This is a genomic window from Methylobacterium tarhaniae (assembly GCF_001043955.1).
GTDB classification, from domain to species: domain Bacteria; phylum Pseudomonadota; class Alphaproteobacteria; order Rhizobiales; family Beijerinckiaceae; genus Methylobacterium; species Methylobacterium tarhaniae.
Genome location: NZ_LABZ01000223.1, coordinates 16,966 through 29,888, shown reverse-complemented (window position 1 = coordinate 29,888; position 12,923 = coordinate 16,966). Strand labels below are relative to the sequence as shown.

The 12,923-nt window shown below is 71.5% G+C and carries 11 protein-coding genes; 3 read left to right on the top strand and 8 right to left on the bottom strand.

Annotated elements, in window-relative coordinates:
- Nucleotides 1–1,748 (top strand): hypothetical protein (locus VQ03_RS26320; RefSeq protein ID WP_048453874.1); only part of this gene is annotated, 1,748 nt, incomplete at its 5' end.
- A 91-nt stretch (nucleotides 1,749–1,839) separates the two neighbouring features.
- On the opposite strand, the gene VQ03_RS33355 is transcribed toward VQ03_RS26320, so the two are convergent.
- A complete protein-coding gene (locus VQ03_RS33355) occupies nucleotides 1,840–2,013 on the bottom strand; it encodes a hypothetical protein (protein ID WP_157064264.1) in 174 nt (57 codons plus the stop codon).
- Here VQ03_RS33355 and VQ03_RS33350 point away from each other — a divergent pair.
- A complete protein-coding gene (locus VQ03_RS33350; RefSeq protein WP_157064263.1) occupies nucleotides 2,012–2,155 on the top strand; it encodes a hypothetical protein in 144 nt (47 codons plus the stop codon). The genes VQ03_RS33355 and VQ03_RS33350 overlap by 2 nt on opposite strands.
- Nucleotides 2,156–2,409: 254 nt before the next feature.
- Here the strand turns inward: VQ03_RS33350 and VQ03_RS26315 are convergent, their stop codons facing one another.
- Nucleotides 2,410–3,738, bottom strand: coding sequence for a chloride channel protein (locus VQ03_RS26315; protein WP_048453873.1), 1,329 nt, complete (start codon nucleotides 3,736–3,738; stop codon nucleotides 2,410–2,412).
- Nucleotides 3,739–3,837: 99 nt separating this feature from the next.
- Between VQ03_RS26315 and panE the strand changes: the two genes are divergently transcribed.
- The gene (gene panE, locus VQ03_RS26310; RefSeq protein ID WP_048453872.1) at nucleotides 3,838–4,776 is read left to right on the top strand and encodes a 2-dehydropantoate 2-reductase; all 939 of its coding nucleotides are present in this window, start codon (nucleotides 3,838–3,840) and stop codon (nucleotides 4,774–4,776) included.
- Between the two features lie 455 nt (nucleotides 4,777–5,231).
- Here panE and VQ03_RS31170 read toward each other — a convergent pair whose 3' ends face one another.
- The 6 genes from VQ03_RS31170 to VQ03_RS26280 form a co-directional block, all read right to left on the bottom strand.
- Nucleotides 5,232–7,943 carry an AbfB domain-containing protein gene (locus tag VQ03_RS31170; protein WP_053078742.1) on the bottom strand — a complete coding sequence of 904 codons (2,712 nt, stop codon included), beginning with the start codon at nucleotides 7,941–7,943 and terminating at the stop codon, nucleotides 5,232–5,234.
- Between the two features lie 26 nt (nucleotides 7,944–7,969).
- Nucleotides 7,970–8,623: an SCO family protein gene (locus VQ03_RS33345; RefSeq protein WP_053078741.1), complete on the bottom strand. Its 654-nt coding sequence runs from the start codon at nucleotides 8,621–8,623 to the stop codon at nucleotides 7,970–7,972.
- Between the two features lie 477 nt (nucleotides 8,624–9,100).
- Nucleotides 9,101–10,051 (bottom strand): class I SAM-dependent methyltransferase, encoded by a 951-nt coding sequence (locus tag VQ03_RS26295; protein ID WP_053078740.1) that lies wholly within the window; start codon nucleotides 10,049–10,051, stop codon nucleotides 9,101–9,103.
- Between the two features lie 9 nt (nucleotides 10,052–10,060).
- A complete protein-coding gene (locus VQ03_RS26290) occupies nucleotides 10,061–10,609 on the bottom strand; it encodes an RBBP9/YdeN family alpha/beta hydrolase (RefSeq protein ID WP_048453871.1) in 549 nt (182 codons plus the stop codon).
- Nucleotides 10,610–10,704: 95 nt separating this feature from the next.
- Complete coding sequence (locus VQ03_RS26285; RefSeq protein WP_048453870.1) at nucleotides 10,705–11,802, bottom strand: UV damage endonuclease UvsE; 1,098 nt, start codon at nucleotides 11,800–11,802, stop codon at nucleotides 10,705–10,707.
- Between the two features lie 237 nt (nucleotides 11,803–12,039).
- On the bottom strand, nucleotides 12,040–12,837 hold the full coding sequence (locus VQ03_RS26280; RefSeq protein WP_048453869.1) for a hypothetical protein: 798 nt from the start codon (nucleotides 12,835–12,837) through the stop codon (nucleotides 12,040–12,042).
- Between the last annotated feature and the right edge of the window lie 86 nt (nucleotides 12,838–12,923).

Sequence of the window (12,923 nt, the reverse complement as noted above, 5' to 3'; positions counted from 1 at the left end):
GCCAGCGCGTAGAGGGCGCCGGGGCAGCCCTCGGCGCCCTCTACGCGCTGGCGGCGACGCCGGTCTACACCGCCCGGGCGCAGCTGGTGATCGATTCGAAGATGCCGCCGCTCTTCGCCGAGCCCGGCGGCGACGCCCGCTTCGCCATCGATACCGGCCAGATCGCCAACCAGGTGGCGATCCTGCGCTCCGAGAAGATCGCCCGGATGGTGATCGACAAGCTCGGCCTGCGCGGCGACCCCGACTTCGCCGCATCGACGTTCCGGCTCCCGGCCTGGGCAGCGGGGGCGCAGGAGCGCCTCGTCGCCCTGTTCGAGAACGCCCGCGCGTCGTTCAAGGGCGCGACCGGGCGCGCCGAGGCCGAGGCCGACCGCGGCATCGAGGCCGAGCGGCGCCTGCTCGACACCTTCGCGGCACGGCTCGACGTGCGCCGCTCCGGCCTCGCCTACGCCCTCGACATCAGCTTCGCGGCCCGCGACCCGCAGAAGGCGGCCGACATCGTCAACGCCGTGGTGGAGCAGTTCCTGCGCGAGAAGATGGAGGCTCGCGTCGAGGCGTCGCGCTTCGCCACCGACTGGCTCAACGAGCGCGTCGACCGGTTCCGGACCCAGATGAACACGGCGATCCGCGCCGTCCAGGAATTCCGCGCCACGCACAATTACCGCATCCGGCGCAACCGGCGCGACGATGCCGACGGGCCGGTGGCGAGCGCCGGCACCCAGGTCGTCCCGCGCCCGCCGGCGGACGACGAGCCCGGGACGCTGGAGGAGCTCGAATCCGCCGCCGAGACCTCGCGCAAGGTCTACGAGAGCCTGCTGGTGGTGCTGGCCGAGGCGGTGCAGCGCCAGAGCGCCCCGGTGGCGGATTCCCGGGTCATCACCCCGGCGACCCGGCCGCTGTTCCGCTCCAATCCGGGCCTGCGGCTGACCATGCCGGCCGGGGCGGTGGCGGGGGCCGGCCTGTTCGTCGCGGTCGGGCTCGCGGGCCTGCTGCTCGACGGGCGCGCCCGCTCCCGGCGCCAGGTCCGGGCCGCCACCGGGCGGGACTGCCTCGGCTGGATCCCGACGACGCCGAGCCCGCGCCCGGCTCTGGCGCGCCGCCGCGGCCTGACCGACGAGGCGCGGCTCTGCGCCGGGCTGGCGGAGGGCCTGCAATGGACCCGGCTCTCCCTCACCTCCGTGGGCCATTCCGCGCCGCTGCGCACCATCGGCCTGACCGCAGCGGGGCGCACCTGCGGACGCACCAAGGCGCTCGCGGCGATCGAGCTCGCCCGGCTCTACGCCGCCTCGGGCGCCCGCGCCCTGGTGATCGATGCCGACGCCGCCGATCCGGTGCTGCGCATGGCGGAGGCCGGCGAGGGGATCGTCGCGGAGCTGCGCGGCTTCGGGACCGGCGCGGCCGAGACCTGGCGCAGCCACGTCACGGCCCTGACGGATGGGTGCGACGTGCTGCCCCTCGCGCACGAGGCGCTGCCCTCGCCGCACTGGCTCGGCTCGCCCGCCATGGAGTTGCTGCTCTCCAGCCTGTGCGACGCCTACGACGTGGTGATCGTCGACCTGCCGCCGGTCGGCCGCTCGGCCGCCACCGTGGCCTTGGCGCCGCTGCTCGACGGCGTGGTGCTGATGACCGAATGGGGCCGCACCCCGCTGCGCACCCTGACCGAGGCCTGCGAGACCCTGGAGCACGCCCGCGCCCGGATCCTCGGCACGATCACCACGGAGGTCGACCGGACAGCCCTGGACGGGTGAGCGTCTGACGAGAAAACCGGCTTTGAACTTTAAAAGCCGACTTTCAGCCTAAAACCGACTTTGAGCCCAAAATCGGCTTGGAGCCCGCCAGTCAGGCATATCGCGCATGATTGGCGGGCAGATCGGCAAGATGACGCCCATCACATGCGATGAGCGCATATCGCAACTGCGAGATCGACGATTGCTGCATTGCAATATCAGGATCATGGTCGGGGTCAGGAACCACAGAGTTCCAGCCCACCTCCCACTCCGGAGCCGAACCCATGGCCTCCTCCCCGTCGATTGCCTCGACCCGTATCGCCACGCCCGCCAAGGCCTCGACCAAGCCGGGCCTGTTCGCAGAGATGCTGCGCCTCTGGCTCGAGCATAACCGCCGCGTCGCCGAGGTCGGGCTGCCGCCGCTCTGATCCCCGCGGCGCCTCTCGATTCCAGACTGGCCGTGCCGGAATCGCACTGCCGGTCGTTCCGTCTGACCGCCGGCACGCTCCGGAACCCTTCCGGAGACATCGTGCCGATGTCGCCCGGCATGCTTCGGCCGAGCCGGCTTTCCTGACACTCCCCGCTTCATTCCCGGGCCGCGCGGCGGATCCGGGTCCCCCGCCTACGGCGATCCCGTGCGGCGGGATGCGGGCGTTCGGGCCGCATCCCGCCGCGGCCTTCCTCACGCCGGGCCGCTCACCTCCGGCTCGTGGGGCCGGCGCCCGGTGAGGCGCGCGACGATCGGCTCGGCCAGGGCGTGATAGAGCCCCTCCTTGCAGACCAGCTTCGAGGCCGCGTCGGCGATCAGCGCGGTGATCATCAGGGGGATCACCAGGGCGTGGTTCTCGGTCATCTCCGCCACGATGACGAACGAGGTGATCGGCGCCTGCAGCACGCCGGTCAGGTAGGCCACCATCCCGACCAGCACCACGGCCCCGACCGGCGCGCCCGCGAACAGGCCGGCGATCTCCGCGCCGAGGCCCGCCCCGACCGCGAGGGACGGGGCGAACAGCCCGCCCGGGATGCCGCTGATCGACGACAGGGTGGTGGCGACGAACTTCAGCGGGCCGAACCAGGCATGGGTGTCGGCGGTGCCGTGCAGGAGCGCCTTCGCCTGCTCGTAGCCGGTGCCGTAGATGTGCCCGTCGGTGGCGAGCCCGCACAGGGCGACGCCGAGGCCGCAGGCCGCCGCGAACAGCACCGGCCGGCCCGAGACGAACCGCCCGGCGAGGCCGGGCAGGCGGCCGCACGAGACCACGATGACGATGCGGCTGAACAATCCGCCGGACAGCCCGCCGAGGACGCCGCAGAGCGGCACCACGATCCAGGCCCAGCCGAACGGCAGGGTATCGGCGGTGGAGCCGAAATAGGTGTAGTTGCCGACCAGCGCGAGGGAGGTCAGGCCCGCCGCGATGATCGCCCCGAGGATCAGGCTCGAGGTCTTGGCCTCGTAGGAGCGGCTGAGTTCCTCGATGCCGAACACGATGCCGGCGAGCGGCGTGTTGAAGGCCGCCGCCACCCCGGCGGCGCCCCCGGCCAGCAGCAGGCCGCGCTGGCGCTCCGGCGCGAGCCGCCCGGCCGCCGCCATCAGGGCCGCGCCGACCTGCACCGTCGGTCCCTCGCGCCCGGTCGAGGCGCCGCAGACGAGGCCCAGGGTCATCACCACGATCTTGCCGGCGGCGACCCGGAGCGAGACCAGGGGATGCCGCAGGGCGGCGTCCTCGATGTCGCGGGCGGCGATCACCTGCGGGATGCCGCTGCCCTGCGAGTTCGGGAAGACCGTGCGGGCGAGAAGCGCCGCGAGCCCGAAGCCGAAGGGGGTGAGGACCAACGCGATCAGCGGCGAGACCCCGAGCACGGCCCGGAACGCCGCCTGCGCCGCATCGGCCAGGAAGGCCATCAGCACCGCCGCGGCCCCGACCGCGACGCCGCCGAGCACGAAGAGCCCGCGCCGGACCCAGATCCCGGCGAGGTCCTGCGACCCGAACAGCCGATCCACGAAACCCCGCACCCGCCGCCATCCTCGTTGCGTCCCGACCACTGGGCACCTTGGACGAATCCGCCCGGAATGCGAAGCTCCGGCAGGACAGAAGGGTCGGGAGGAGACGGCATGCGGGTGCTGGTGGTGGGAGCCGGGGCGACCGGCGGGTATTTCGGGGCCCGGCTCGCGGCGGCGGGCCGCGACGTGACCTTCCTGGTCCGGCCGGCCCGGGCGGCGCGGCTCGGCGAGACCGGCCTCTCGGTGAAGAGCCCGCTCGGGGATTTCCGCGTCGAGACCCCGAAGACCGTGACGGCGGACGCGATTCCCGGGCCCTTCGACCTCGTGCTCCTGAGCTGCAAGGCCTACGACCTCGCGGGCGCCCTCGACGACGTCGCCCCGGCGGTCGGGCCCGATACGGTGGTGCTGCCGATCCTCAACGGCTTCGCCCATCTCGACGCCCTCGACGCGCGGTTCGGGGCGGAGCGGATCCTCGGCGGATCCTGCGCCATCGCGGCGACGCTCTCGGCCGGGGGCGAGATCGTGCAGATGAGCGAGCTGCACGCGCTCACCTTCGGCGAGCGGGACGGGACGCGCTCGCAGCGCATCGCCCGGGTCGCCGGGGTGATGGAGGGGGCGGGCTTCGCGGCGCGGCTCAGCGAGAAGATCCTGCTCGAGATGTGGGAGAAGTGGGTCTTCCTCGCGACGCTGGCCTGCGGCACCTGCCTGATGCGGGCCCCGATCGGCGACATCGTGGCGGCCCCGGGCGGGCGCGAGCTGATGCTCGGCCTGCTGGAGGAGTGCCGCGGCATCGCGGCGGGGGCCGGCCACGCGCCGCGGGAGAAATTCCTGGAGACCAGCCGCGGCACCCTCACGGCGGCAGGATCCCGCTTCACCGCCTCGATGCTGCGCGACATCGAGAAGGGCGCCCGGATCGAGGCCGACCACATCGTCGGCGACCTCCTGGCCCGCGGGCGGGCGGTCGATCCGGACGGGGCCCGGCCGTCCCTCGCCACCGCCTATACCCACCTCAAGGCCTATGAGAGCCGGCGGGCGCGGGAGCAGGGCTGACACCGTCGATGGGGACCGAGGATCAGCGTCCGTTCCATCGTCGAGGCGGTGCCTGACCGTGATCGACGCTCGACGCGCCGAAGCTCTCCACCGTCGCTCCGCAGCCGCGCAGCGGAGCCCGGGATGACGTGGCAGATTTGAGATCTGAATACATCGATCAAACAGTCTTCCAGATCCTGCTTGACTGAAATTATTGATGCCGGGGGTGATGTTTCTTTCCCACACACAACCTCATCCTGAGGTGTCGGTGATCGGAGTTCGCGCACGATCCATGATCGACCGACCTCGAAGGAGGGCTCCCGTTGGTCGCACGCGATCTCCGGTCGCCAGCACCTCAGGATGAGGTCGAGAACGGGAAAAACCTTCGACTCACGTCGAACTGGCTCTCGGACAGGGAGGGCGGCTGGTCCGTCCTCCCCCTGGTCAGCCCTCGCTCTGTCCGGCCGGCGGCGGGCTTACTGGAACAGGAAGGCCTGGTTTGCGCCGCCGTGGCAGGTCCAGGCATTCGCCGTCGCGCCGGCTTGCGCCGAGGCGTTCCAGATGTCGGCGCAGAGATTCGCATTGTAGACCGAGACCAGGGCATTGCCGCCGGTCTGGGGCCGCAACGTCCAGGCCTGGTTCCTCACGCCGACGCAGGTCCACTGATAGATCTGGCTTCCCGGGTTCGCGTTGGTGGCGAGCGTCATGTCGAGGCACTTGCCGGACGCCTTGTTGACGTAGGCGGTGCCGCCGTTGCCGGGCGTGGCGGTCCAGGTCTGCTCGGCCGAGCCGTTGCAGGCCTGCTGCGTCACGGCACCGCCGTCGCTGGCGTCGCCGGCCGCGATCGACAGGCAGAGGCCCGAATGCGACGCCTTCAGCACCGAGGCCGCGGGGGTCAGGCCCGTGGCGGGGCAGAACGAGGCATCCTGCTTGAACAGGTCGCTGTCATCCGGCTTGGCGATGTAGAAGCTGAAATACGAGTGCCGCAGATAGTAGCCGGGCCAGTCGAGCGATTCGTACGACGTGCACGGCCCGGTGTTGCAGCCGCAAGTGCCGGCGAGACCCGCCCGCGGGAGGAAGGTCGACCCGCGCTTGAAGACGTCGCCGCCGTCGTTGGATTGCTGCCAGATCTGGAAATTGGCGTGGCGCAGGTACTGGCCGGGAGCCGTGCTCGACTGGAACGACACGCCCGAGCCGGCCAGGCCCGGCACCTGCCGGAAGGTCGCCTGCTGCCGGTCGCCGGCATTGGCCGGGGTGACGAGCTTCGCCGTGCCGTTGACGTTGGTGAGGAAGCTCGTCGTATAGTTGCTCGATTGCAGGCTCACCGCCGAGCCGGTCTCCGTGGTGCCTTCCCCGCCGGCCGTGCCTCCGCTGCCTCCGCCCGTCCCGCCGCCGGCCGTGCCGCCGGTGCCGGTCCCGTTCTGCCCACCGCCTGCGGACGTGACCACGCCCGGCGCCGCGACTTGGCTCGGAGTCGCGACTTGGCTCGGAGCCGCGACTTGGCTCGGAGCCGCGACGCCGTTGCCGAGCGCGACGATGACGCCCGGAGAGGGCACGCCCTTCTGGTCGATGGCGACGAGCTGGTAGTAGCCGGGAGGCGCGATGTTGGCGTTGGCCGGCGCCTGCACCGTCACGGCATTGCCGGACTGGGTGAAGGTGGCCGCGTAGCGGCGCTGGCCCGAATTGAAGCTGTGGGTGACAGCGCTCAGGCCGACCAGCACCACCTGCGACAGGCCGTTCCGGGAGGTGAGCTCGAACTGCATCGACTGGCCGTGCTGGAGCTGCACGGTGGAGAGGCTGACGATCTGCGGCCGCGGCGCGAGCGCCGTCCTGCCGTCGACCGTCGCGAACAGGTAGGGCGGGTAGAAGACCTCGGCGTTCTGGTTGTCCACCGGGCCCGGTGCGCCGCCGCCGGCGAGGAGCAGGGCGCCGTTCTGCATCAGGATCGCGGTGGAATGGTAGCCGCGATAGACGCCGCCCGAGGCCGCGAGGGACCAGCGGCCGGTCTTCGGGTCCCAGATCTCCGATTGCAGCACGACGTCGTTGCCGCCGCGGTCGTTCCACTTGCTGCCGCCGGTGACGACGACCTGGCCGGTCGGCAGGACCGTGGCATTGGCCCAGCCGCGGCCGACATTCATCGGCGCGGTGTCGGTCGCCACCGGCGTTCCGCCGGTGATGTCGACCACCGTCGCGCGGCTGCTCGCGAGGAAGCCGGATCCGTTGTCGTAGCTGTTGCCGCCGACCTGGAGGATCTTGCCGGTGTCGTACATCGCCGCGGTCGAGACCGGCCCGACATTCGGCGCGTCGGTGGCGGAACTCGCGTCGCGCTGCGGCTCCTTGAAGTTCATCGCGGTGACCGAGCCGTTCCCGGACGGATCGAGGATCCACATCTTTTCCGAGCTGATGCCGAACACCTTGCCGTTCGGGGCGACCCAGGCGCGCGGATACCACCAGCGATTGTTGTCGGGCCCGAACGCGTCGCGGCTCTTGGCGCCGAACAGGCTCTTCCACTGCTTGCCGTCGTAGATCTCCGGGGTCATCCCGGTCATCAGGCCCTTGTCGATGCTGCCCTGCGGGTCGGCCCAGCCGCCCTGGTAGGGATAGGAGCCGCCCACGATCAGCTGCTGTCCGCTCGGCAGCGTGATCATCGACGCATAGTAGCGGTCGTTCGCGAGCCTGGCGCCGACGCCGGAAATGCCGGTACCGGTCCTGTCGAGGAGGACGCTGCCCTTGTCGTTGCCGTCGTCGAAGATGCCGCCGGCGATGAGCAGCGACCCGTCGGTCCGGAAGGACTGAGCGGCGCAGAAGCTGTTGACGCCGGTCACCCCGTTGAGCGTCACGTGACCGCCGCCGAGGCCCTTGGTCGGGTCCCAGATGTCGAAGGTGCGGCCGTCCTGGCTGCCCGGGTTGCCGATCGGGGTGCCGTAGGACGCGACCTTGCCGCTCGGCAGAAGGCCGAGGGTGATGGCGTTCATCGGCCAGGCCTGCACGCTGGAGAACACGCCCATCGTCGGCGCAGTGTCGGGCAGCGCCACGCCGGCGAGCACCGGGTCGGCGACCTGGTTCACCACCACGCCGAACTGCGCGGCCTGGGCGGGAGAGAGGAGGCCTGCCGCCAGGATGGTGGCGGAGAGGAGGGCGGTGTCGCGCAGGCATGCGCGGCGCCGGGCGGGGGACGGTGCCGTCATCGGTGGGGACTTTCGCTTCGGAGCGGTCAGCGAGGCTGCGGGGAGGCGGGCGCGGGGGCTGCGCCGAGCCCCTGCGCGAAGGTGTCGAGGAGGGGGATGTCGCGTTCGAGCCGCGGGCGGTCGACCGGGTCGCCGCCATAGGTCATCGCGATCCCGCCGCGCCGGTCGAAGACCAGGACCTGCGGCGGCGGCTCCGGCATCCGCGCCGCCGGGTAGCGCAGCAGCGCCATGAGCGACGCGGTCCAGGCCGCGTCGCCGGCGAGGAACCGCAGCCGCGTGCCCGCTCCGGCGGTGCCGTCGGCGAAGGCGCGGAGCGTCGCATTCCCGCCCTTCGCGTCGTCGAGCGAGACCGCGAGGAACACCGCGCGGTCGCGGAGCGCCTGCGGCAGGGCCTTCGCGACCCGGTCGAGGTCGAGGATGCGGGTGACGCAGGCGATCGAGCATTCCGCGGTGACGAAGGCCACCACGGCGACCCGGTCGCGGAGATCTGCGGGGCGCAGCGCGCGGCCGCGCTGGTCGATCCGCCGCGCCGCGTCAACGGACGGCCAGAGCAGGGTGTCCAGATCGTTCCGGGACGGCGCCGCAGGGTTCGCCTGCGGTTCGACCGATACGGCACTGGGGATGCCCCAGAGAGGCAGGCCGATCGCGAGGGCCGCCATGTACTTCACGCCGGTCCACATGGCTCGCTTCCGTCAATCCATCACTGATCTGCCCCAGCGACGAACCTGACATGCGGGTGTTGATATTGGGTAATAGTGATCGGATAACGAATCATGACCTGCACGACCCAGGGGACACGGAGTCCCCGCGGGCGCAATTTGCAGCAGATTCCCGCTATCCGGGCCGGCAGGCTTGATGAAGACCGGCTATGCCCGCTCGAGCATTCTCCGACGAAGCGGATACCGGCTCGTCGTAGAAAATGCGGCAAAATCAAAGATCTAGAGAGCTTCGCGGTTGCAGCGCGATCGTGAAGCGCTCTGGACGATCGGCGATCGATCGGAGATCGGGGCAGGGCAACCGCCGGTCCAGACAGGACCCTTCCCGGGCGGATATCCGCGCAGAGGAGCGGGAATGCGGGGCGGCGCTCCTCGCTCTGCGGTGCGGCCCGTTCCCACCGCGTCGGTGACGCGCGCGGCGGCGCACGGAAGGCGCGGTCCTTACTCCTTGTGCGCGAACAGGTACGTCCCGCTCGCCAGCTCCATGTTCTTCTGGTCGCTCAACTGCGTCACGTAGGGCTCCTGGAGGAGCGCGAGCGGGTCGGCGGTGAAGTCGGAGAGGCGGCGCGACAGGAAGCGCTTGCGCACGTCCGGCGGCAGGCCCGCGGCCCAGGACTGGATGATCCAGGTCAGGCTCCAGATCGGCAGGAGCGAGGCCGGGACGTATTGGTGGTCGACCGCCAGGTGGCCGGAGAACAGGTTGCGCAGGCCCTCGCCGGTCATGTTGTAATAGTGGTGCGGATAACCGTGCAGCGGCTGCAGGAACGGCACCGCGCAGACCAGCCGGCCGCCGGGCTTGAGCACCCGGGCGATCTCGCGGGCGCAGGCGAAGGGATCGCGGACATGCTCCAGCACCGCGATCGAGATCACCCCGTCGAAGCTGGCATCGCGGAAGGGCAGCACCTCGCCGATGCCGAGGACGTCGGTCGTGTCGTAATCGGCGATCTCGAGGTTGACGACGTTGGCGTAGTAGCGGTCGCGGCGGCCGGCGCCGCAATCGAGGATCAGCCCGTCCGGGTTGGACTCGATCAGCTCCTGGACGTGGCCGTCATAGGCGTTCTGCGAGACGTTCGGGCTGTCCTCGGCGCCCGAGAGCGCCCGCAGGTCCTCGCTGAGGTAATCGTACTTCTCGCCGACGCGGCGATGGGGAAGGTCGTCCCGCATCAGCGGCGCCAGCCGCGCGAGCTTCCCGGCCCGCATCGCGTCGAGCCCCTCGGGGAGGCGGCTCTGGCGCCGGCCCTGGCGCAGGCCGTGACGCTCGAAATGCGCCCGGCCGCTGGCGAGCCGCCCTTCGCGCACCGCGAGATGGAGGTCCGGATTGGCCGCGAGGTAATCGACCTCGCGGAAGGTCGCCGCCGTCGCGGGCTCGACCATGTCGAGATAGGAGATCACGGACCCGTCCTAGAGGGTGCGCAGGAAGCCGGCGAAGCGCATCAGCCCCTCGGGCCAGGGCCCGTGCCCGCTCTCCGAATTGAGGTGGCCGGACTCGCCGGCATCGACGAGTTCCGCGCCCCAGGCGGCGGCGAACTCGCCCGCCCGGTCATAGGCGGTGTAGGGATCGGTGCGGCTCGTCACCAGGACCGCCGGGAAGGGCAGGGGCTCCCGCGGGATCGGCGCGAAGCTGCGCAGGACGGCCGGCATGTCCGGCCGCTCGACATCGGGCAGCGCGACCAGGAAGGCGCCGGCGACGCTGCCCTTGGGCAGGTAGGGCGCCGCCTGCACGCAGGAGACCACGCCCAGGCTGTGGGCGACCAGCACCGCCGGCCGGCTCAGGCCCTGCACCGCCGCGATCACGGCATCGCGCCAAGCCTCCGGCTCGGGATGGTCCCAGCTCTCCTGGGTCACCCGGCGGGCGGTGGAGAGCCGCTCCTGCCAGCGGCTCTGCCAGTGGTCGGGCCCGGAATTGGTGTAGCCCGGGACGACGAGGATGTCGCAATCGGCCGATCTCATCCCGCACCGTTACAGCCATGACGCGTGAGCGTCGAGACCATGCTGCACGCGTGAGCGTCGAGACCATCCCGTCTCGCGGCAGCGTCGGGCGCCGCCTACTCCGCCGCCACCGAGGCCGGGGCGACGCCGAGAAGGCCGGGGCCGACATGGAGCGCCAGGCCGGTCGAGGCGAGGTTCTTCAGCTTGGCCTCGACCTCGATGTCGCACCAGGCGAGGTGGCGGGCGACGAGGTCGTTGAGCGCCCGGTTCCACATCAGGTCGGAATGCGCCGCGAGGTCGCGGCCGTTGAGGCCGGCCCCCGTGAGCGCCGCGAAATCGGGAAGCGCGTCGGGGTCGTGGCCGGGCAGCACGTCTTCCCGCGAGACGCTGACATGGCCGACGGGCCGCACCCCGCGCCAGGACGCGATCACCCGGGCGATGCGGGGATCGTCGGGCTCGATGTACTCGCCGCGACTCTGGATCCAGTGGTGGTGCAGATCGAGGACCACCGGCACCGCGTCGGCGAGGCGCAGGACCTCGTCGAGGCCGAAGGCGGATTCGTCGTTCTCGACCGTGACGAGGTCGCGGGCCGCTTGCGAGACGCGCGACAGGTTCTCCCGGAAGGCGTCGACCCCGGGATCGCGGGCGCCGACATGGATGTTGACGTGGGCGCCGTGCGGGTGCCAGCCGCTGCCGTAGCCCATCATCGCCATCACTTCGGCATGGTAGTCGAGTTCGGCGATGCCGTTCTCCAGCGCCGCCGGGTTGCGGCTCGCCAGGATGCAGAACGGGCCCGGATGCATGCTGAGGCGCACGCCCCCCGCCCGCGCCGCTTCGCCCACCGCCGCCAGTCCCGCCTCGATGGCGCGGCGGAAATCCGGATCGGCGTAGAGGTCGCGCACCTCGGGGTGGGTGTAGCCCGGCAGGATCGAGCTCGCGAGGCGCAGGAGCCGCTCCAGCGGGGGACGGCCCGCCACCCAGGCGACCTGGCGCCCCATCGCCGCGAGGTTGTGGGTCACCACGGCGACCAGCTTCTCCCGCGCCGCCGCCGGATCGAGCCGGCGCAGATGGGCGATCGTCACCGTGGTGACGTTCATCACCATCGCGGCGTCCTTGGCGGCCTTCAGGGTCTTGTGACGGCCGGGCTCCTCGTCCGGGATGAACTTGCAGCAGAAGCCGAGGCGGGGGCCGGGAGCGGGAGAGGCGGAGATCATGGCCGACAACGCGGCGCGGGGCGCCGCGGGTCCCGGGATGCGGACGGGAAGTCGGCGCGCGGGCATGAAAAAAGGCCGGCCCCGCGGGGCCGGCCGATCCTGGAAACAGGAAGAACGATCCGCCAGCTTTGCCCAGCGGTCACGTCACCCTCGATGGCATCCCGGGTTCTCGCGTCGCGAGCCCCCGGGACGACGTCGAGCGACGAGGACCGGGGCGGCCTGTTCGGGGCCTCCCGCTCAATGCGTCTGCCGGCCCGGCTCGCCGGTCCCGGGCTGGCCGGGCTGGTGGGTCCCGGGCTGGTTCTTGCGCAGCTCGTCGGTGGCCGCGTGGGCGGCCGCGACGGCGGCGTCCTGGGCCTGGTCGAGGGCGCTCTCGACGAATTGCCGGCCGCGCTCGGTCGCCTCGCGGGCATAGCGCAGGCCCTGGTCGCGGACCTCGTCGGCATAGGCGCCGACGGTCCGGTCCTCCTGGCGGGTGCGCGGCAGAAGCGCGCCGAGCAGCATGCCGGCGGCGAGGCCGACGACACCGACCAGAACCGGGTTCTCGCTGACGAAGCGCTCGACGGCGTTCTGCCCCTGCGCGAGGCGCTCGCTGCCGCGGTCGCGCAGGTCGGCATAGCGCTGGGAGCCGGTCTCGATCCGGTCGCTGGCCCAGTCGCGGGCGCGGTCGAGCGCCTCCGAGCTGCGGCCGCCGACGGCGCCGTAGGCCTGGCTGGCCTGGGCATGGGCGCGGTCGACCGCCTCGCTGGCGCCCTGCTTCAGCCTTTCGGCGGCGGCATCCGCCTTGGCGCGCAGCTCCTCGGCGGTCTGGCTGATGCGCTCGCCGATGCCGGAGGCGGTGTCGCTCACCCGCTCGGAGGCGTGGGCGGCGGCATCCTTCACCGTCGCGCCGGCATCGCGCGCCGCACCCTGCGCGGCATCGAGGTTCTGGCGGACGGTGTCGTGGTCCTGGTGCAGGTTGCGCTCGGGCCCCGTGGCGGGGGTGTGGGCCGAGGGCGCGCCGGGATTGGCCGGGTTGATGGTGTGCTCTGCCATGGCTCGGATACTCCCAAGGCAGGTCCGTGAGGGCAGGGGCTGTGCCGTCGGATCCTGCGGCCGGTCGAAAGGTTCTCGGGGAAAAA

Bases quoted from the DNA above. Each gene is read 5' to 3' on its own strand.
- panE (WP_048453872.1), top strand. From the start codon at position 3,838: ATGCGGGTGCTGGTGGTGGGAGCCGGGGCGACCGGCGGGTATTTCGGG.
- VQ03_RS33355 (WP_157064264.1), bottom strand. From the start codon at position 2,013: ATGGGTTCGGCTCCGGAGTGGGAGGTGGGCTGGAACTCTGTGGTTCCT.
- VQ03_RS31170 (WP_053078742.1), bottom strand. From the start codon at position 7,943: ATGACGGCACCGTCCCCCGCCCGGCGCCGCGCATGCCTGCGCGACACC.
- VQ03_RS33350 (WP_157064263.1), top strand. From the start codon at position 2,012: ATGGCCTCCTCCCCGTCGATTGCCTCGACCCGTATCGCCACGCCCGCC.
- VQ03_RS26280 (WP_048453869.1), bottom strand. From the start codon at position 12,837: ATGGCAGAGCACACCATCAACCCGGCCAATCCCGGCGCGCCCTCGGCC.
- VQ03_RS33345 (WP_053078741.1), bottom strand. From the start codon at position 8,623: ATGTGGACCGGCGTGAAGTACATGGCGGCCCTCGCGATCGGCCTGCCT.
- VQ03_RS26290 (WP_048453871.1), bottom strand. From the start codon at position 10,609: ATGAGATCGGCCGATTGCGACATCCTCGTCGTCCCGGGCTACACCAAT.
- VQ03_RS26285 (WP_048453870.1), bottom strand. From the start codon at position 11,802: ATGATCTCCGCCTCTCCCGCTCCCGGCCCCCGCCTCGGCTTCTGCTGC.